The 20,090-nt window shown below is 65.4% G+C and carries 18 protein-coding genes and 1 tRNA gene; 12 read left to right on the forward strand and 7 right to left on the reverse strand.

Annotated features, from left to right (window positions below):
* The first annotated feature begins 73 nt into the window (after positions 1-73).
* The 6 genes from hpnD (at position 74) to KMAL_RS07645 (ending at position 9,153) form a co-directional block, all read left to right on the forward strand.
* Positions 74-955 (forward strand): presqualene diphosphate synthase HpnD, encoded by an 882-nt coding sequence (hpnD, locus tag KMAL_RS07620; protein WP_110095147.1) that lies wholly within the window; start codon positions 74-76, stop codon positions 953-955.
* A 2-nt stretch (positions 956-957) separates the two neighbouring features.
* Positions 958-2,256, forward strand: coding sequence for a hydroxysqualene dehydroxylase HpnE (hpnE, locus tag KMAL_RS07625; protein ID WP_110095148.1), 1,299 nt, complete (start codon positions 958-960; stop codon positions 2,254-2,256).
* A gap of 145 nt (positions 2,257-2,401) precedes the next feature.
* Positions 2,402-4,435: a squalene--hopene cyclase gene (shc, locus tag KMAL_RS07630; protein ID WP_239020017.1), complete on the forward strand. Its 2,034-nt coding sequence runs from the start codon at positions 2,402-2,404 to the stop codon at positions 4,433-4,435.
* A 2-nt stretch (positions 4,436-4,437) separates the two neighbouring features.
* Entirely contained in the window at positions 4,438-5,133 is a 696-nt protein-coding gene (locus KMAL_RS07635; protein WP_110095149.1) for a phosphorylase family protein, read from the forward strand.
* Positions 5,134-5,543: 410 nt separating this feature from the next.
* Positions 5,544-6,749, forward strand: a complete 1,206-nt coding sequence (locus KMAL_RS07640) for an acetate/propionate family kinase (RefSeq protein WP_110095150.1) — start codon at positions 5,544-5,546, stop codon at positions 6,747-6,749.
* A 34-nt stretch (positions 6,750-6,783) separates the two neighbouring features.
* Entirely contained in the window at positions 6,784-9,153 is a 2,370-nt protein-coding gene (locus KMAL_RS07645) for a phosphoketolase family protein (protein ID WP_110095151.1), read from the forward strand.
* 323 nt (positions 9,154-9,476) lie between these two features.
* On the opposite strand, the gene KMAL_RS07650 is transcribed toward KMAL_RS07645, so the two are convergent.
* The 7 genes from KMAL_RS07650 to KMAL_RS07680 form a co-directional block, all read right to left on the reverse strand.
* A complete protein-coding gene (locus tag KMAL_RS07650) occupies positions 9,477-10,994 on the reverse strand; it encodes an efflux transporter outer membrane subunit (RefSeq protein WP_110095152.1) in 1,518 nt (505 codons plus the stop codon).
* A 16-nt stretch (positions 10,995-11,010) separates the two neighbouring features.
* A complete protein-coding gene (locus KMAL_RS07655) occupies positions 11,011-11,922 on the reverse strand; it encodes a biotin/lipoyl-binding protein (RefSeq protein ID WP_110095153.1) in 912 nt (303 codons plus the stop codon).
* Positions 11,923-11,951: 29 nt separating this feature from the next.
* Positions 11,952-12,146, reverse strand: coding sequence for a DUF1656 domain-containing protein (locus KMAL_RS07660; RefSeq protein WP_003616576.1), 195 nt, complete (start codon positions 12,144-12,146; stop codon positions 11,952-11,954).
* Positions 12,146-14,371, reverse strand: coding sequence for an FUSC family protein (locus tag KMAL_RS07665; protein WP_110095154.1), 2,226 nt, complete (start codon positions 14,369-14,371; stop codon positions 12,146-12,148). The genes KMAL_RS07660 and KMAL_RS07665 overlap by 1 nt, the downstream gene beginning before the upstream one ends.
* Complete coding sequence (locus KMAL_RS07670) at positions 14,368-14,841, reverse strand: MarR family winged helix-turn-helix transcriptional regulator (RefSeq protein WP_110095155.1); 474 nt, start codon at positions 14,839-14,841, stop codon at positions 14,368-14,370. Before KMAL_RS07670 ends, KMAL_RS07665 begins: the two co-directional genes overlap by 4 nt.
* A 206-nt stretch (positions 14,842-15,047) precedes the next feature.
* Entirely contained in the window at positions 15,048-15,488 is a 441-nt protein-coding gene (locus KMAL_RS07675; RefSeq protein WP_110095156.1) for a hypothetical protein, read from the reverse strand.
* A gap of 40 nt (positions 15,489-15,528) precedes the next feature.
* On the reverse strand, positions 15,529-15,777 hold the full coding sequence (locus KMAL_RS07680) for a hypothetical protein (RefSeq protein ID WP_110095157.1): 249 nt from the start codon (positions 15,775-15,777) through the stop codon (positions 15,529-15,531).
* A gap of 99 nt (positions 15,778-15,876) precedes the next feature.
* On the opposite strand from KMAL_RS07680, the gene KMAL_RS07685 reads away from it, so the two are divergent.
* From KMAL_RS07685 to KMAL_RS07710, 6 genes are all read left to right on the forward strand, one after another.
* The gene (locus KMAL_RS07685) at positions 15,877-16,998 is read left to right on the forward strand and encodes an ATP-binding cassette domain-containing protein (protein WP_110095158.1); all 1,122 of its coding nucleotides are present in this window, start codon (positions 15,877-15,879) and stop codon (positions 16,996-16,998) included.
* A gap of 89 nt (positions 16,999-17,087) precedes the next feature.
* Entirely contained in the window at positions 17,088-18,146 is a 1,059-nt protein-coding gene (locus tag KMAL_RS07690; RefSeq protein ID WP_110095159.1) for an extracellular solute-binding protein, read from the forward strand.
* A complete protein-coding gene (locus KMAL_RS07695) occupies positions 18,143-18,625 on the forward strand; it encodes a hypothetical protein (RefSeq protein ID WP_146044176.1) in 483 nt (160 codons plus the stop codon). The genes KMAL_RS07690 and KMAL_RS07695 overlap by 4 nt, the downstream gene beginning before the upstream one ends.
* Positions 18,622-19,161 carry a YcgN family cysteine cluster protein gene (locus KMAL_RS07700; RefSeq protein ID WP_239020018.1) on the forward strand — a complete coding sequence of 180 codons (540 nt, stop codon included), beginning with the start codon at positions 18,622-18,624 and terminating at the stop codon, positions 19,159-19,161. Before KMAL_RS07695 ends, KMAL_RS07700 begins: the two co-directional genes overlap by 4 nt.
* Entirely contained in the window at positions 19,161-19,868 is a 708-nt protein-coding gene (locus KMAL_RS07705) for a M48 family metallopeptidase (RefSeq protein WP_110095190.1), read from the forward strand. The genes KMAL_RS07700 and KMAL_RS07705 overlap by 1 nt, the downstream gene beginning before the upstream one ends.
* 113 nt (positions 19,869-19,981) lie before the next feature.
* Positions 19,982-20,069 (forward strand) — tRNA-Leu (locus tag KMAL_RS07710).
* Positions 20,070-20,090: the final 21 nt, after the last annotated feature.

Raw genomic sequence — 20,090 nt, forward strand, 5'->3', positions numbered from 1 at the left:
GCCGTTGGGGTAATTGCCGTTAAAGAACGTCCGGCAGACATTGTGAACCTTGGATTGAACGGAAAACGCGGGGATGGTTTTTTTGCGCGCGCGGCATGATGGCACGACGCCCCTGGGATGTGACCCCACGGACCTGGCGCAGGTCGAGGCGGTGGTGAAGGCGTCGGGCACGTCCTTTGGCAAGGGCATGCAGATCCTGCCGCCGGACCGGCGGTACGGGATGTATGCCGTCTATGCCTTCTGCCGGTTGGTGGATGACATCGCCGATGACGAGGGCGAGGCGCAGGACAAGAGCGACCGGCTGGAGGCATGGCGCGCGCGGATCGCGCGGCTGTACGCGGGGGAGGCGCACGATGCGCTTGATCGCGTGCTGCTGGCGACCATCCGCATGTTCGGCCTGCGGCAGGAGGATTTCAATGCCGTGATCGACGGCATGGAAATGGATGCGCGCGGCCCCATCGTCGCCCCGGACGAGGCGACGTTCGACCTGTATTGCGACCGTGTCGCCTCTGCCGTGGGGCGCCTGTCGGTGCGCGTGTTCGGCGATGCCTCGCCCGAGGCCGACAGGGTTGCCTACCACCTTGGCCGTGCGCTGCAGATCACCAACATCCTGCGTGACGTGGTGGAGGACGGGCAGATCGGGCGGCTGTACCTGCCTGCCGAACTGCTGGCGCGTTTCAACGTCCCGCCCGTCCCGCAGAGCGCGTGTTACGCGGCGGGGCTGGATTCGGTGGGCCGGATCCTCGCGGGGCGGGCGCATGACCATTTCCGTGCGGCCGATGCGGCGATGCGCCTGTGCAACCGCCGGGCCATGCGCCCCGCCCGCGTGATGGGCGCGACCTATGCCGCGATCCTTGCGGCGCAGGAACGCCAGGGCTGGCATGACCCGGCCTACCGGGTGTCCCTGTCACGCCCGCACAAGCTGCTGATCGCCCTGCGCGCGCTGGTGGCCTGAGCATGAGCGGGCATATCCATATTGTCGGCGGTGGCCTTGCGGGCCTGTCGGCGGCCGTCGAACTGGCCGGGGCGGGGGAACGTGTCACGCTGTACGAGGCCGGGCCGGCCTGTGGCGGGCGGGCGCGGTCGTATGAGGACAGGCATCTCGGCTGTCGCATCGACAATGGCAATCACCTGCTGCTGTCGGGCAACCGGGCGGTCAACCGCTACCTTGGCCTGATCGGTTCGCAGGACACGCTGACGGGGCCGGCGCGCCCGGTCTTCCCCTTCATGGACCTTGGGGACAGGGCGCGCTGGACGCTGGACCTGTCGCGCGGGAAGATCCCGCTGTGGGTGTTTTCGCGCCGTCGGCGCGTGCCGGGCATGCGGCTGGGCGAACTGCGCAGCCTGATGCGACTGATGGAGGCGGACCCCGACGTCGTGGTGTCGGAATGCCTGCAGCCCGGCGCGCTGACATCACGCCTGCTGGAGCCGTTCGCGATTTCCGTCCTCAACACCATGCCTGATGTCGGCAGTGCGGCCCTGCTTGGCGCCGTGGTGCGTGAAAGCCTGGCGCAGGGGGGACGGCACTGCCTGCCGCGCTTCCCGCGCGAAGGGCTGTCCGAAAGTTTCGTCGATCCCGCGCTGTCGCATCTCGCGCTCATGAAGGCGCAGGTCCACACCGGCGTGCGCATCAGCGCGGTGGAGGTGGCGGACGGGCGCGTCACGATGCTGCGTGCGACGGGGAAGGATATCGAGGTCGGGCCGGGGGACGCCGTCATCATGGCGACGCCCGCGCCGGTTGCGTCCTCCCTGCTTGACGGGCGCGTGCCCGGTTTCAGCGCCCCGGATGAGTTCGAGGCCATCGTCAACGCGCATTTCGCCCTGCCTTATGCCCCCGTGGCGACCGGCGCGCTGGCGCAGGCGCGTTTCATCGGCCTTGTGGGCGGCATCAGCGAATGGGTGTTCATCAAGGGGCACATCCTGTCGGTGACCGTCAGCGCCGCCAACCGCTATGCCGCATGCGACACCGACGCGCTGGCCCGCACCATCTGGAATGAGGTGCGCGCGGCCCTTGACCCCGCGCTGACCGTTGCGCTGCCTGTGGACATGCCCCCCATGCGCATCGTGCGTGAAAAGCGCGCGACCTTTGCCGCGACCCCTGCGCAGGACCGCCTGCGGCCGGGCACGCGCACGATGCTGCCCAACCTGATGCTGGCCGGGGACTGGACGGAAACCGGCCTGCCCGCCACAATCGAGGGGGCGCTGCGCTCCGGCGTTGCGGCCGCACGGGCCACCCGCCAGCGTCACGGCGGGTAAGGTCCCCTGATAAACTGATAAAAGTTTTTGGGTGCCGGCTTTTTTTAAAAAGGCGGCGTCTTTGAAGCTTTTTGAAAAAAGCTTCACCAAAAACTTTTGAAATCTGGAACAGGCCCCTGTCGCAGGATGGGGGAGACATGGAACAATGGCGCAGAAACCCGAAACGACGACCCGCAAGGCCCCGGCCCGCAAGACCACCACGACGCGCAGGACCGCCGCGACACGTGCGGTGAAGCTGGATGCGCCCCTGCCTGCGGCGGACCTCGATGCCGCCGTCACCCGTGCGCAGGCCGCGCTGGGGCAGCGGCAGGACGCGGATGGGCACTGGGTCTTCGATCTGGAGGCCGACGCCACCATCCCGGCGGAATACGTCCTGCTGGAACATTTCCTCGACCGGATCGACCCGGCGCTGGAAAAGCGGATCGGCATCTACCTGCGCCGCATCCAGGGCGCGCATGGTGGCTGGCCCCTGTATGAGAATGGCGCATTCGACCTGTCCGCATCGGTGAAGGCGTATTTCGCGCTCAAGGCTGTCGGTGACGACCTCAACGCCCCGCACATGGTCCGCGCGCGTGAGGCGATCCTGAGTCATGGCGGCGCGGAACGGACCAACGTCTTCACCCGCCTGCAGCTTGCCCTGTTTGGCGAAGTGCCGTGGCATGCCGCGCCGGCCATGCCGGTCGAACTGATGCTGATGCCGCGCAAGGCGCTGTTTTCGGTGTGGAACATGTCGTACTGGTCGCGCACGGTCATCGCCCCGCTGCTGGTGCTGGGCGCGGTGCGGCCGCGTGCGCTCAACCCGCGCGGCATCCATATTCCCGAACTGTTCGTCACCCCGCCCGAGAAGGTGCGCGACTGGGTCCGTGGGCCGTACCGTTCCCGCTGGGGATATGTGTTCCAGTACCTCGACAGGGTGCTGCATCCGGCGGAACGGTTTTTCCCGCGCAAAACCCGCCGCCGCGCCATCCGCGCCGCCGTGGATTTCATTGAAAAGCGCCTCAACGGCGTGGACGGGTTGGGCGCGATCTATCCCGCCATGGCCAATACGGTCATGATGTTCCGCGCGCTCGGCGTGCCCGACAGCGACCCGCGTGCCGCAACAGCGTGGGAGGCGGTGCAGCGCCTGCTGGTCAACCAGGGCAGGGAAACCTACTGCCAGCCCTGCGTGTCGCCCGTCTGGGATACCGGCCTTGCGGGGCATGCCATGATGGAATCCGCTGCAGGCCCCGATGGCATCGCGCCGGAGGAGACGAAGAAGAAGCTGGCGAAGGCCGCCGAATGGCTGCGTGGTCGCCAGATCCTCGATGTGAAGGGCGACTGGGCGATGAACTGCCCGGATGTGAAGCCGGGGGGCTGGGCGTTCCAGTACAGCAATGACTACTACCCCGACGTGGATGACACGGCGGTGGTCGGCATGCTGCTGCACCGCGAGGGCGATCCCGCCAGTGCCGAGGCGCTGGAACGCGCGCGGCACTGGATCGTCGGCATGCAGAGCAGCAATGGCGGCTGGGGCGCGTTCGACATCGATAATGACCTCGACGTGCTCAACCACATTCCGTTTGCCGATCATGGCGCGCTGCTCGACCCGCCGACCGCCGATGTGACGGCGCGCTGCATTTCCTTCCTCGCACAGCTTGATAACTGGGAAGACCGCCCGTGCATCGAACGCGGCCTTGAATACCTGCGCAGGGAGCAGGAGGCGGACGGGTCATGGTTCGGCCGGTGGGGCACCAACTACATCTATGGCACATGGTCGGTGCTGTGCGCGCTGAACGCGGCGCATGTGCCCAAGGACGACCCGATGGTCATCCGCGCCACCGACTGGCTGCGACGCATGCAGCGCGCCGATGGCGGCTGGGGCGAGGGCTGCGAGTCCTACGAAGGCGGCCCCCATGGCGAATACGGCCAGAGCCTGCCGTCGCAGACCGCATGGGCCGTGCTGGGCATGATGGCGGCCGGCCTGAAGGATGATAAGGCAGTGGCGCGCGGGGTGGCGTATCTGGCGCGCACGCAGGGCAAGGACGGTGAATGGGCGGAAGAACCGTACAACGCCGTGGGTTTCCCCAAGGTGTTTTACCTGCGGTATCACGGCTACCGGCAGTTCTTCCCGCTGATGGCGCTGTCGCGCTATCGCAACCTGCAAAACAGTAACAGTGGCGACGTAGGGTACGGATTCTGATCATGGACAACAGCAGGCAGGCCACGGCGGCAGCCCCCTTTACCCGTCTTGGGATCGTGGTCGGGATGGAGGCCGAGGCCGCCCTGATCCGCCCGTTTTTCCCCACCGCGCGCTTTGGCATCAGTGGCGCGACGCTGGATGGTGCGCGGAGGGCGACCTCCATCCTGCTGACATCCGGGGTGGATGCGGTGCTGTCGTTCGGGCTGGCGGCCGGACTGGACCCGGCGCTGTATCCTGGGATCGTCCTGCTGCCGCGTCATGTGGTGGTCGATGGGACGCGCATCCCCACCGACCCGGCCCTTTCCGACTGGCTTGGTCAGGGGATGCGGACGGTGCGGCGCGGCGACCTGCTGCACAGTGACGTGATCGTCTCCGACCGCAAGGAGAAGGCCGAACTGTTCGCGCAGAGCGGGTGCGAAGGTCTGGATATGGAAAGCGGCGTGGTGGCGACGCTGTGTTCGGAACGCAAGGTGCCGTTCGCGGTCCTGCGTATCGTGTGCGACCCGGCGGACCGCACGCTGCCGCCTGCCGCCGTGGTGGCGTTGCAGCCGGGCGGGGGGATCGCGCTTGGGGCGATCCTGCGTAATGTGCTGGCCCATCCGGGGCAGATACCGGCCCTGATCGCGGTGGGCCGGGACGCCGGCATGGCCCGCAAGGCCGCGCGTGCCATGCTGCGGCGGCGGTTTGATCCGGACTGATGGGGGCTGCCTTTGTCTGGGGAAGGTGGCGTTCTTTTTGAAGCTTTTTGAAAAAAGCTTCACCAAAAACTTTTATTATTTCAGGCAGTTATGGGGACTACCTTTTCAGGTGTTCCTTGACTGGCCGGCTTCCAGGGGGCAAAGCCCTTTGGCGGTTCGGGGGCAGCGCCCTTGAAGATGACGTGTCATCACGCATAGGCGAGATGTGACCTCCCATGCAGGCACCGGGTATCAGCCATTTGTGGAATATCGCGTTGTTTTCGCGGTATGTTTCAAAAAATGACAGCAATCCGGCGCAGGCGCCGCACGTTCGCGATAGGGCGCGGCGATGCGGAATTGATTCGCGTCAATGTGTCGCGGGTTCGATAGTCGATAGGATGGCGCCGGTTGTCGGGAAAGGAAAGACGGGCATGACAAAGGCTGTTCTGGCATTGAATGCAGGGTCGTCCAGCCTGAAATTCGCCCTGTTCCGCATCGACCCGACCGACACCCCAGCCAGTCCCAGCCACCGCATCGCCTCTGGCGAGGTGGAGGGCATCGGCACCCACCCGCATTTCCGCGCCAAGGATGCCAGTGGCAAGGTCCTGATTGATGAAAGCTGGGACGCCCATGCGGGCGGCCCTGATGCCCACCATGGACCCATGGCCACCCTGATGGAGTGGGTGGGGGAGCATCTTGGCGGGGTCGAACTGATGGGGGTGGGGCACCGTGTCGTGCATGGCGGGCCGGACTTCATCCGCCCGGTGCGCATCACGCCCGACGTGCTGGCCGCCCTTTCGGCGCTGACGCCGTTCGCCCCGCTGCATCAGCCCGGCAGCCTCGCGCCCGCGCGCGCGCTGATGGCGCAGCGGCCGGACCTGCCGCAGGTCGCGTGTTTCGATACCGCCTTCCACCACACCATGCCCGCCGTTGCGCAGGCGCAGGCCCTGCCGCGTTCCTATGCGGAGAAGGGCGTGCGGCGGTACGGGTTCCATGGGCTGTCATACGAATATATTGCCAACTGCCTGCGCGAACGCGCGCCGCGCCTTGCGGCGGGGCGCTGCATCGTGGCGCATGTCGGCAGCGGGGCCAGCCTGTGCGCCCTGCGCGAGGGGCACAGCATCGACACGACGATGGGGTTTTCGGTGCTCGACGGGCTGATGATGGGCACGCGCTGCGGTCACCTTGATCCGGGCGTGATCCTGTACATGCTCAAGGAAGAGGGGCTGGGCGCGGCCGAGGTCGAGACGGTGCTGTATCACCATTCCGGCCTGCTGGGCATGTCGGGCGTGTCGAACGACATGCGCGACCTGCATGCCCGCGCCGCCCACGATCCCGCCGTCAGCGCGGCGCTGGACCTGTTCGTCTACCGCTTCGTGCAGGAGGCGGGGATGATGGCCGCGTCGCTGCAGGGGCTGGATGGGCTGGTGTTCACGGCTGGCATTGGCGAAAATGACGCCATCGTGCGGGCCGCGATCTGTGCGCGGCTGCAATGGCTCGGGGTGCGGCTGGACGAAGCCGCGAATACCGCGAACAGCGAAATCATCAGCACATCCGACAGCACGGTCGAGGTGCGGGTCATTCCCACGGATGAGGAAACGACGATCCGCCGCCATGTGATGATGTGTCTGGCGTAACGGACACGGACAATTTGTTTCGAAAGGGACGCAGATGAGTGAGACAGCATCCGCCACGCCGTTATCGGCGCAGGAACTGGCGTTAATGAACAAGTGGTGGCATGCCGCCAACTACCTGTCGATTGCGCAGATCTACCTGCTGGCCAACCCGCTCCTGCGTGAGCCGCTGAAGCTTGAGGACACCAAGCCGCGCCTGCTGGGGCACTGGGGCACGACGCCGGGGCTGAATTTCCTGTATGTGCACCTCAACCGCATCATCCGCGAACAGGACCGCAGCATCCTGTTCGTCGCGGGGCCGGGACACGGGGCGCCGGGCGTCATCGCCAACACCTACCTTGAAGGCACCTACAGCGAGTATTTCCCCGAAGTGTCGCAGGACGCGGACGGGCTGGCGCGGCTGGTCAAGCAGTTCTCCTTCCCCGGCGGGATCCCGAGCCACGCGGCGCCGACGACGCCGGGTTCGATCAACGAAGGCGGCGAGCTTGGCTATTCCCTGTCGCATGCCTATGGCGCGGTGTTCGACAATCCCGACCTGATCGCCGCGTGCGTCGTCGGCGATGGCGAGGCCGAGACCGGGCCGCTGGCGACATCGTGGCACAGCAACAAGTTCCTTGACCCCAAGACCGATGGCGCGGTCCTGCCGATCCTGCACCTCAACGGCTACAAGATCGCGAACCCCACCGTTCTGGCGCGTATCTCGCCCGAGGAACTGGTCTCCCTGTTCAAGGGCTATGGCTACGACCCGATCGTGGTGGAAGGCGACGTGCCCGACGTGGTGCACCAGGCCATGGCAAGTGCGATGAACACCGCGTTCGCCCGCATCGACGCCATCCAGAAGGCCGCCCGCACCGAGGGCAAGACCGAACGGCCCGCATGGCCCATGATCATCATGCGCACGCCCAAGGGCTGGACCTGCCCCAAGACGGTGGATGGCCTGCGGGTCGAAGGCTACTGGCGCGCCCATCAGGTGCCCTTTACCGACATGGGCAATCCCGCGCACCTCAAGCTGCTCGACGAATGGCTGCACAGCTACAAGCCTGAAGAGCTGTTTGACGAAAACGGCACCTTGGTGCCCGAGGTCGCGGCACTGGCGCCCAAGGGCAACCGCCGCATGAGCGCCAATCCCCATGCCAATGGCGGCCTGCTGCGCCGGGACCTGCGCCTGCCGGATGTCGAACCCTATGCCGTGACGGTGGAATCGCCGGGCCATGCGCTGGGTGAGGGCACGCGCGTGCTGGGCACGTGGCTGCGTGACGTGATGAAGGAAAACCTGTCGTCGCGTAACTTCCGCGTGCTGGCGCCGGATGAAAACAATTCCAACCGCCTCAATGCCGTGCTCGACGTCACCAACCGCGCATGGAACGCCGAGACGTTCGATTACGATGACCATCTGTCCGTCGATGGCCATGTGATGGAAATCCTCAGCGAGCATACCTGTCAGGGCTGGCTGGAAGGCTACCTGCTGACGGGCCGCCATGGCTTCATGTCGTGCTACGAGGCGTTCATCCACATCGTCGACTCGATGGTCAACCAGCATGCCAAGTGGATCAAGCAGGCCGATGAGGTGCCGTGGCGTGCCCCGATCGCCTCGCTCAACTACCTGCTGACATCGCATGTCTGGCGGCAGGACCATAACGGGTTCAGCCATCAGGACCCCGGCTTCATTGACCATGTCCTGAACAAGAAGGCCAAGACCGTCCGCGTGTACCTGCCGCCCGATGCGAACACGCTGCTGTGCACGGCGAAGACCTGCCTTGAAAGCCGCGACCGCGTGAACGTCATCGTGGCGGGCAAGCAGCCGGAGCCGCAGTGGCTGGACATGAACTCCGCCATCGAGCATTGCGCGCAGGGTATCGGCATCTGGGAATGGGCAAGCAACGACAAGGGTGGCGAGCCCGATGTCGTGATCGCCTGTGCCGGTGACGTGCCCACCATCGAGGCGCTGGCCGCGACGCAGATCCTCAACGAACACCTGCCGGACCTGAAGGTGCGCGTCATCAACGTCGTGAACCTGCTGACGCTGCAGACCCCGCAGGAACATCCCGACGGGCTGGATGATGCGTCGTTCGACAGCCTGTTCACGGTGGACAAGCCGGTGATCTTCGCCTTCCACGGCTATCCCGCGTTGATCCACAAGCTGATCTACAAGCGGACCAACTGCCGTAACTTCCATGTCCATGGCTATCGCGAGGAAGGGTCGACCACGACGCCGTTCGACATGACGGTGCGCAATAACCTGGACCGCTTCCATCTGGTGCAGAATGTGATCCGTCGCGTGCCGGCACTGGCGGTCAAGGCGGCCTATGCCAACCAGCTGATCAATGACAAGCTGAACGAGCACAAGCGTTACGTCGCGCAGTACGGGCAGGACCTGCCGGAAGTGCGCAACTGGCGCTGGTCGTAAGGCACCAGCGATCTGGCCCGGATCATCCGATCCGGGTCTGGTGACCGGAATACCGGCAATGGGCATGGCCTGTTGCCGGTATTTTTTTGTGGAAAGGCTGCGTGGGAAACGGAAAGGAAATCGTTCAGAAGTTTTTGGGTGCCGCCTTTTTTTAAAAAGGCGGCGTCTTTGAAGCTTTTTGAAAAAAGCTTCACCAAAAACTTCTGAAAATATTTCTGTTTTTTTTGGGGGGGGTAGGCAAAAAATACCCGCCCCCAGTTGTTTTTCGCATAACCGGGAACGGGTACTTCGACCAGTTCGTTACGTATATGTCGTCGTGCGTATTACTGCTGGAACAGATGCGCGAGGAAGTTCTGCTTCTCCAGCGAGATCGGCAGCGTGGTGTTGGTCAGCGCCACACCCTGCCAGCCCGCACCGATGGCGGTGTACAGATCGATCGCATCCTGCAGCCGCTCCAGCCGCGCCATGGCTTCGGCATTCTGCGCGTTCAGGGTGGTGCGTTCCGTGGTCAGGACTTCAAGGAACCCGACCAGGCCGGCGCTGTAGAGCTTGCGGGCGCGCTCGCTCGCCAGGCTGCTGTCCTCGGCGGCCTTGGCCAGCAGTTCGGTATGTTCCTCATCATCATGCCACGCGGCCATCGCGTCCTCGACTTCCTTGAAGCCCTTGAGGACGGTCTGGCGGTAGTTCAGGCGGCTGGCTTCGGCGGCGGCCTGCGTCGCGCGCACCTGCGACGTCATCTTGCCGCCGTGCATCAGCGGCAGCGACGCCATCATCAGGAACTGCCAGCTCATGGTGGCGGCTTCCGTCATCTGCGACATGACCGAGGCATTCGGGTTGAAGCTGATGGGGATGCTGAAATTGGGGTAAAGCTGCGACACCGCCATGCCGATGCGCGCCGTGGCCTCGGCATACTGGCGTTCGGCTGTGCGGATGTCGGGGCGGTTGGCAATGACGATCGACGGCAGGGTGGCGGGGAATTCCGGCACCTTGGGCAGGGGCTTGGGCACCTTCAGCTCGATTTCGGAAGTGCCGGGCATCTGCCCCATCAGCACGTCAAGCGCATGCGTGATCTGGGAGATATGGGTCTTGAGCGGTTCACGCGCGGCGGTCTGGGAATCCAGTTCCGCCTTGGCCTGCGCGATCTGCATGGTGTTGCCAACGCCTTCGAGGTACAGGCGGTTGGTCAGGTCATAGGCATCCTGCGCCACATGGATGTTGTTGTTCGCGATTTCCAGCCGCAACTGCTGATCACGCAGCATCATGTAATCGCTGGCCACTTCCGACAGGATCATGACCATCAGGGCGCGGCGTTCCTCGATCGTGGCCTCGACGGCGTATTTCTGCGCCTCCACGCTGCGGCGGATGCGGCCGAAGACGTCAAGCTGCCAGCTGCCGGCCATGCCATAGGTCAGGTAGTTCGCATCCGGGTGGTTGGCCGGGTTGCCCGGGCGGATCGGCCAGTTTTCGATGTTGATCGAATACCGGACGTTACCGCCGCCCGCATCGGCGTCAAGCTGCGGATACCACTGCGACGCCTGCACGTCGCGGATCGCGCGTTCCGCAAGGATGTGCTGCCCGGCGGCCTGCAGGTCGTAATTGCCCGCGATCGCCTTGTCGATCAGCTTGTCGAGTTCAGGATCCTTGAACAGGTGCCACCACTGTTTCAGTTCCTTGTCGGTTTCCTCGATCTCTTCCTTGGTCGCGGGATGGTCGTCCTCGGTGAAGCGGGCGGGCAGCTTCATGCGGTCGGGCTGGTAACGCGGCCCGACCGTGCAACCGGCCAGCAGCAGGGCAGCGCTCAGGAACAGGCCGGTCTTGCGGGTGATCGTGGTAATATTCATTGTTGTGCCTGGCGCCTTACAGGTGGTCTTGCAACCACGTCGTCAGATGGCCGCGTTGCGTGCGGGACTGTGGGCCGACGCTGATGGTCGCCGTCATGCCCGCGGCAAGGGTGATGCTGTCGGGAACATGATCCAGATGGATGCGCACCGGAATGCGCTGCGCCAGACGCACCCAGGTGAAGATCGGGCTGACGTCCTGCAGGCCAAGGCCGTCGGGCTTGCCGTTCTGGTCATTGATACCGCGTGCGATACTGACGACATGGCCGGGCAGGATGTCCTTGTATCCCATCAGCTTGACGCGCGCCTCGTCACCGACATGCACGCCCCACATCTTCGTTTCCTCGAAATACCCGTTGACCCAGTAGGAGTCGGCGTCGATCACCGCAAGGCGCGCATGCCCCGCCGTGACGTAATCACCCACCCGCAGGTTCAGGTTGGTGATGTTGCCGTTGACCGGCGAATACAGGATGGAGCGCTGCAGGTTCAGCTTTGCCAGGTCGAGGGCCGCGCGCGCCGCGTCAACGGCCGCGATCTGCGTCGCCACGTTGGAGTTGAAGACTTCCTGCTCTTCCGCCGAGACGATACCGCCCAGTCCCATGCGGCGGCGGGCATCGTTCTGCTTGAGCTTCAGGTCCTCGAGCGCACCGTCAAGGCGGGCCTGCGCCTCGCGGATGGCCAGGTGGAAGCGGACCGGGTCAAGCACGAACAGGGGATCGCCCTTGTGGACGTACTGGTTGTCCACCACCGGTAGCTGGACCACCGTGCCGGAAACTTCGGGGGCGACATCGACCACATAGACGCGCACACGTCCGTCACGTGTCCACGGGGCAATCATGTAGGTGTCCCATAAGGTGACGCCCATGACGATGGCCATCGCCACGACCGCCAGGGTCAGTACCACACGGATCAGGGTGCGCAAGAGAGGCATGGTGGATTCTCGAACCTTTTCGGCGACAGTCAGATGTACAGGATCATCAGGCAGAGGACGCAAGTGTAGAGCGCGACCTCGAACAGGGCGAGATGCCAGAACCATTTCATGATACCGCTCCACCACAGGAGGGAGCGCAGCAGCATGGTCACAGGCAGTGCCGCGATGGCATAGACGACAATCGGTGCCATGAAGACACCGAAGAGGTTGAATTCGGTCAGCATCAGGCGGTTCTCATTCCGAACGGGCCAGTCGTGGACGATACGGGCAGGGTCAGGCGGTTGTCGGCGCCGGGCATGTCCGCCGCCATCTGTAGCGGACCATGGCGATGGAAGAAACCGGGGATTGCCCCGATCAGCAGGGAGGCCTGCTCCAGGCAGGCGGCAATGCGGCGTGTGGGCGTATGGGCGGGAAGCCCGCGGCGGTCAAGGTGCGACATCAGCGTAAGTGCGGTCGCGCGCAGGGTCTGGACCGTCTGGGCCGGGTCGGAACGCAGGTAACGGAACGCGCCCAGCGCCTCCATCACGCGCACGCGGTCGTCCTCATGGATCGCGGGGGAGGTGACGAGCGTGCGCAGCCGCACCAGCACGCGCCCCAGCGAAACCGCCATGAACGCCGCATCCGTCAGTTCGTAAACCCGTCCCGGCGGGGAAACGAGGGAGAAACGCTGGATGATGCGCAGTATTTTCTGCATCTGCAGGTTTTCCCACACCGGCCATTCGACATGCTGGCCCAGTGGCTGGCGCGCCAGATGTTCGGTCGCGCGCGCGATCGACGCCACAAGCCGCCCCGAGTCGAGGCGGTGATCGGCCGGCAGGATGACCCGGAACACCAGCGCGATGGACACCACGCCAAGCGCGAAGGCCAGCCACGTATTCATCAGCGACAGGTCGCTGTAGGTGATGGGATTGCGGATCTGCACCATGGCGTTGAAGAACACCGCATAGCCGAATCCGCGCATCGCGTGGCGCGGATGGAACTGGATCCAGATCCCCGGCAGCAGGCACACCGACAGCGACAGCCACAGCAGCGGATAGCCGTCGATGCGCGGCAGCAGGAAGGTCTGGCAGATGAAGGCGGCGGGAATGGCCGCCAGCGTACCGCTTGCGAACATCACGCTGGCGCGCGACGCCAGCGGGCTTGTCGCCAGCAGGCATGATGCCGGGATCAGGTAGGTCAGCATGTTCGCCCCGTGCGTCCAGCGGCAGACATACCAGAACAGGCAGCCCAGCAGTGTCACGCACGCGCCGCGCGTGCCGTTGCGCAGGGCGGCGGGCCAGTCGAAATACAGTTTCAGCCCGATGGGACGGACATGTTCCTGCGGCCCCATGAAATCATCAAGCGCCGCGCACAGCTGCGCCAGGACGTCGCGTTCATTGTCGATGAAAGCGATGGTCGGCAGGTCCTGCGTCTGTTCGCCAAGCTCGTCGAGTTCGGCCATCGCCGCGCGGATGCGCCGGCGGATGGGGCGCATGTTGTCGCGTGCCTCCAGGTGCAGGTCCTCTGGCGGGAGGGTCGCGAAATAACGCATGATGTCCTGGCGGATGTGACGCGCCGTGCGTGCCTGCGATGTCAGCGGCGGCTCATCCTGCCAGATGGGGTGATGCGCGCTCAGCAGCCCGAGCAGGCGCGCCACCCCCCCGCGCAGCCCGCGCGCGCGCAGGCTGACGCTGTAATTGTCGGCGGCGGCGTATTCGATCGCCTCCACCAGCGCATTGGCCTGCGACAGCAGGCGCGCGCGCTGGTCGTATGACGTGATGGACATGGCGCGGAAGGACAGTGGCTGTCCCGCGTCATCGGGCATGGTGGTCGCGTCGTTCCATGACGCATCGGTCGGCTGCGCAAAGTGCGAGGTGATGTTGCGCAGCACCTGGTCGATCTGGCGTATGACCTTTTCCGGGTGGCTGATGTTCGTCAGCAGGAAGACGAACGCCGTGCTCAGGATTCCCACCGTCACCGCAGACAGGCGCGACATCGCGGCCATGAAGATATGGTCGGGTTCGCTGAAGGCGGAGACGGAGATCAGGATGATGGTGTAGCCCGTCAGCACCGCGGCATAGGCCTTGTAGAACCGCAGCAGGGTGGACACGCAGCATGCCAGCCCGATGATGAACGACAGCCCCATGAAATACAGCACGGGCGATTGCGGGAACAGCGCCATCAGCGTGATGGCGGATGTGGCGCCGATGATCGTGCCGAAAATGCGCCACACACTCTTGGACACCATCGCGCCGACGACCGGGTTGGCGACGATCAGCACCGTCGTGACGGAGGACATCGGTGTCTGGAGTTGCAGGTCGAAGGCAAGGAACAGCGCAAGCCCCACCGCAAGCAGCGTGCGGATGCTGTAGGCGATCGTGGGGCGCACCGTTTTCCAGTCGGGGAAAACGAATGTTCCCAGCCTGAGCAGGGGCTGTGACAGCGCGCCGTGGGGTGGGATCAGCCTCATGAACGGACGGAGGCCTCCGTCGCCATGCGGCCGCACAGGTTGGCTTCGATCCGGTCGAATACGGAATAGCACGCCGTCAGTTCGGAATCCGAAATCCCCGACAGCAGCCGGTGCGAGACGGCGTCCACCGCGTCACGCACCTGGCGTTCGATGCGCTCGCCTTCCGTCGTCAGGCGCACCAGCTTGGAGCGGCGGTCCTCCTGATCGCGGGAGCGGAAGACGAGGCCGCGGCGTTCAAGCACGTCGAGCAGGCGGGCGACGGACGGGGCCTCGATCTCCAGCGCGCGGGCAAGGTCGGTCTGGCGCACCGGCGGCAGCAGGAGGCCCAGGTACAGGACGGGGCGCCAGGTGGCTTCGGTCAGGCCGTAATCGCGCAGGTCATGGTCCACCTGCCGCCGCCATGCCGTGCCAAGGCGCGCCAGCCTGCGTCTGAAGGACCGTTCTCGTTCAAGGCGCTCGGTATCGGCCATTGCATCCTGCCAGCCGGGTTGGAAAAAATCATGAGCATGCAAACTATTTGCCTGCTTACGATTGCGTGCAGTCGCACGTTTCCAGAAAAACAGTCCGGGAGCCAATGCAATTTCGTCATGGATACCATCTGACAATGATGTGCATCAATGATGATGGCCGGGATGTGACGGTCACGATGGCGGGGGCGGCGGCCCCCGATGTCGCGTCAGGCGCGGGGGCGACGTCCCGTCATGGTGCGGAACAGGTTCCAGATCGCGCGGCCGGTATGGCGCGTGACCGGGCCCGCGACGGTGCCGACCACGGCGGACAGGGCCACCGTCTGGCGCAGTTCGTTAAGGGCGTGTTCGCGGGCGAAGCGGACACGGATTTCCTCTGGCGTCATGTAGGACCGCCGTCCCATGAAGGCGAACATGCAGGCGGCGATGATATCCACCGCAAAGACGGCGCCTGACGCACCGAGCACGCTGAAGCCGAAGGTCTGGTAGAAGAAGGCCCACAGCAGGGCATGGCCGGTTATGGTCGCGAAACCGCCGAAAACGGCCGCGACAACCAGAAAGGCAGCCTGGCGGCCAAGGCGGATGGCCATCAATTTGCGTAGGGTAAGCTCCCCATCGATGATGGTCTTGCCGATTTCGCCTATTCTCATTGCTGTCGCGTGTCCTCTGGTTTCGTCAGGCTACCAAGCCTTATTTCGTGGCGCGGCCCAGAAAGTAGCCGATTGCCGAGAAAATGGCGATAGCCAGAAAGGAACGTCCGCGCGAGCGCGACTTGGTGGGCGCCTCGGCGATTTCGCGGGCGTTGGAGGCAAGGTGTTCCGCCTTTTCCACGGCGGTGTGCAGGGCCTGCTTGCCATGCGTCTGCAGCAGGTTTTCGACGTGGGACTTCAGCGCCTGGAGGTCTTCATGCGTGACGTGCTTGATGTCTGTCTTGGTCATTTTCTTGTCCTTGCAAAGGGGCGGGCCCGATGATCCTCTGGTATGGAGGAAGGAAACACTTATAACCTTTTCCCTGAATAGTCAGGTTTCTGTTATCGCATGCCTCCTTTCTCCTCACGACTGGTTGTTCGCAATTTCACCGCACTGGCGGGGACCCGGCCTTTCTCCTTCGGGGTCGGGGCCGGCGAATGCCATGCCCTGCTGGGAACCCGGGGGGAATACCTGTCGATCATGGCCGATGCGCTGGCCGGTCACCGGCCCGCGCTGGACGGCAACGTGGTTGTGGGGGGGATCGATGTCACGGATCGTCCGCCCCTCACGCGGATGTGCGGGTTATGGAGCGCGCGCGACCCCCTGTTCGCGCACATGACGGTGTTTGCGAACCTGCTGTTCCCGCTGCGCGTGCGGGGGATCGCCCGGGCGGAGGCCACGGACCGCGCGCGGCAGGCCGTCGCGCTCCTCGGTCTGGAGGGGCTGGAGGAACTGCGCCCGGCCATGCTGGATGAGGAGCAGGCCCTGCGCGTGGGGCTTGCGCGCGTGATGGTGACGGCGCCGCCCGTCATCGTGCTGGACGATCCCTTTGCCGCGTTGCCGCCGGACCGCCGCCGGAGCATGCGCGGCTTCCTTGGCCGACTGGTGCGCGCGCGCGACCTGTGCGTGGTGATGACCACCTGCGACCGCGACGATGCGCTGGTGATGGCGGAGCGTATCGGATTCGTCCATGGTCCCGACCTGCTGCAGACGGGCACGGCTGCGGACCTGTTCGACCGTCCGTCATGTGATCGCGTCGCCACCGGCTTTGCCGATGCCAACGCCCTGACCGGGCGGGTGGAGCAGATCGAGGAGGACGTGGCCGTCATCCACCTTCCGGGGGGGCTGACGGTGCAGGCCATGGCCGCCCCCGGCCTGGTGGAGGACAGCCTGTGCACCGTGTGCGTGCGTCCCGACCGGATCGCGACCCTGTTCCCCGCGCGGCCGGGGGCGATGGGCGGCATCGCGGGCGAGGATGGCGAACCGGCGATGCTGCCGGCGGTGCTGGTGGATATGCGGCACATGGGCACCTACATCCGCATGCGGCTGCGACTGTCGAACGGTGACGAGATGCTGGTGCGCCGTCCCCCGCTGCAGATCGTGTGCGGGGTGGAACCCGGCCGCCCGGCGCTGCTGGCGTGGCAGGCGGGGCAGGCTATTGCCTTTCCGTTCCGCCATGAAATGCGCTAGCGTCCGGTGTGCCGTATCCCTGTGACCGTACCGGTGGTCATGCCGTCTTGTGAAGGTTCTTTCCGCTGTCTTTCCTGCTGTCTTTCCCGATGACCCGTACGCGTCTTCCCACCCGTCCGTTACTGCGCCGCATGGCGTGCCTTTTCACCATGGCGGCGCTGGCGGGAGGGATGTCCGGCGCAGCATCGGCAGCGCATGCCCGTGTGGTGTCGTCCACCCATCACCGGCGCCTTGCCGTCCTGACCGTCGCGACGCAGGATGATGCCTTGGGCCGGGTGCAGGACCGCGCCTATTTCCAGCCCTTTGCCAGAAAGGCGGGCATCCGTGTCGTCCGCCGGACATGGGACGGGCAGGCGGCAACGCTGGCCGCGCATGCCGCGACGGAGTCCGCCCCCGCCACATGGGCGGTGGTGTTTGGCGAGGACAGCGCGATTCGCACGGCGTGCATGCAGGGCAGCCTGGCCCGCCTGGCAGGCAGCGTGGACAACCCCGACGGGTGTGGCGTGGCGGCCCTGCATCCGGCCATCGTGCTGGCATGGGATCGCGGCTGGCGTCCGTCGTCGCCGCGCTGGGCGGATTTCTGGGATGTCGTGCGCTATCCCGGCAAGCGGGGATTGCGGCGTGACCCGCGCTCCACGTTGGAAATCGCGCTGATGGCCGATGGCGTGGCGCCGCAGGACGTCTATGGCATGCTGTCCACCGGGCCGGGCATCGACCGGGCGTTCCGCAAGCTGACGCAGTTGCGCCCGTACATCACATGGTGGTCCACGCCGGAGGAATCCGCCCGTCTGGTTGAAAATGGCAGCGTGCTGATGGGCAGCGTCTTCAGCAATGAAATCGCGGCCCTGCCCGCGCGCCGCCATGATATCGGCGTGCAGTGGGCGCAGAGCCTTGGCGAATGCCTGTCATGGGCCATGGTGCAGGGCGTGGCCCCGGCCATGGCGGGGCAGGCGCGCGACCTGCTGCATTATATAGTGCAGCCCGAACAGAAGGTCCGCTTTGCCGCCCTGTATCCCATGGGGCAGACGGCTGCCGGGTCGCCGGTGGGGGAACCCACGGTCGACCTGCCCATGAACCCGGACTTCTGGGGCGCGCACCTGCCGGACCTGTCACAGCGTTTCGCCGACTGGCTGCACGGGCCGGCATGATGCCACGCCCACCTGTTCCCGATGGCCGCGGCATGCTGTTCCTCATGGCGGGGGAATGCGCCCTGACGGCGTTTGCCATGGCCGCGCTGATTGTCGTGGTGTGCATGCTCGCGCGGCGGCGCATGCCGTGGGGGCCTGCGGCAGTGCAGGCCATGCTCCTTCTCCTGCTGCTGCCGGGGGTGGGTGGCGCGCTGTGCCTGCCGCGCCTGTCCGGGTCGGCCATCGGGGCGGGGGCATGGCCGGTGCTGCAGGGAATGCTGCTGTGTCCGCTGGTGACGGTGCTGCCGCTGCGGAGCCTGCTGCGCGTACCTGCCAGCATCTCGCGCACGGCATGGGGACTGGGGGCGGGGACATGGATGCGCGCGCGCCTGTTGTGGCTGCCCCTCCTGGGACCATCTCTTGTGCTGTCGGCCTGTGCGGGGCTGGGGATGGGCGTGCTGGCCGCCATGGCGGACGTGGGGCCGGGCGTCGGGACATGACGGAACGGGATATGGGGGAAATGGGCATGGAAAGCCGTAATGACGGGGGGGAGCGTCCGTTCTGGATGACCGTGCCGCTGTCGCGCATGACGCGCGCGCAGTGGGAGTCCCTGTGTGACGGATGCGGGCGGTGCTGCCTGCACAAGCTGCGCGATGACGAGACGGAGGAGATCGTCTTCACCAACGTGGCCTGCCGCCTGCTGGATACGATGACGTGCCTGTGCACGGATTATCCCCGCCGCCAGCGCAAGGTGCAGGACTGTATCAGCCTGACGCCAGAGATGCTGGAGGAGATCGACTGGCTGCCGCCCACCTGCGGCTATCGCCTGATCCATGAAGGCAGGCCCCTGCCATGGTGGCACCCGCTGGTTTCGGGACGGCCCGAAACCGTGCATGAGGCCGGGGTATCGGTCAGTGGCCGCGTCATCAGCGAGCGTCGTGCCGGCGCGCTGGAGGACCATGTCGTTGAATGGCCGGGCGAATGTCCCCCCGGCGCCGACAGCACACGGCCACCGGATCCATCGTCGCGCGGATGATGGCGGCGGATGGTCCCGAAACCGTGGCCATCGCCAGCGGGCAGGTCCCGGTATGCTGGCGTCGTTCGGCGCGGGCACGGCGCATTTCCATGCGGATCGACGCCCGCAGCGGCCATGTCATCCTGACCCTTCCGCCACGCGCCCGGCGCGAGGACGCGCTGGCCCTGCTGCGGTCCCATTCGGCATGGGTCGCGGCCAGCCTTGCCCGCATGCCACAGGCCCCGCGATGGCATGACGGTGGAGAAGTGCTGATCGACGGTCGGCCGCACCTCATCCGCCACTGTCCCGATGCCCGGCGTGGCGTATGGATCGAAGATGATGTGGTGCATGTCAGCGGGGACGCCGCCTTTCTGGTCCGGCGCCTGAGCGCCTTCCTGCGCGAGGAAGCGCGCGTAAGGCTGGGTGCGGCACTGGCGGCGCTGGCGCGGCAGGCGGGACTGCGCCCCACGCGCCTGTCGATCCGTGACACCCGCAGCAGGTGGGGCAGCTGCACCGCCGATGGGGCGATCATGCTGTGCTGGCGCCTGGTCATGGCCCCGCCACCGGTGCAGCATTACGTGATGGCCCACGAACTGGCGCATCTGCGGCACATGAACCACGGGCCTGATTTCTGGATGCTGGTGGATCGCCTGACGCCGCACCGGCGCGCGGCTGAAACCTGGCTGCGCCGCGAGGGAGGCGCCCTGCTGCGCGATATGCAGGAATGAGCCCCCCATATGGGGTTTTTGTGCCGAAATATCTTCAAACCATGCCAGCCTGAGTTGTCGTGCATGCTGTGTGTGCTAGAAGATGCCTGCGATGCATGCATGCATGCATGAGTGCGAGCTTGGCGGAATGGTAGACGCACGAGACTTAAAATCTTGCGCCCGCAACAGGGCGTGCGGGTTCGAGTCCCGCAGCTCGCACCATATGGAATTCTCGATCTGACC

The organism is Novacetimonas maltaceti (assembly GCF_002906255.1).
Lineage (GTDB): Bacteria > Pseudomonadota > Alphaproteobacteria > Acetobacterales > Acetobacteraceae > Novacetimonas > Novacetimonas maltaceti.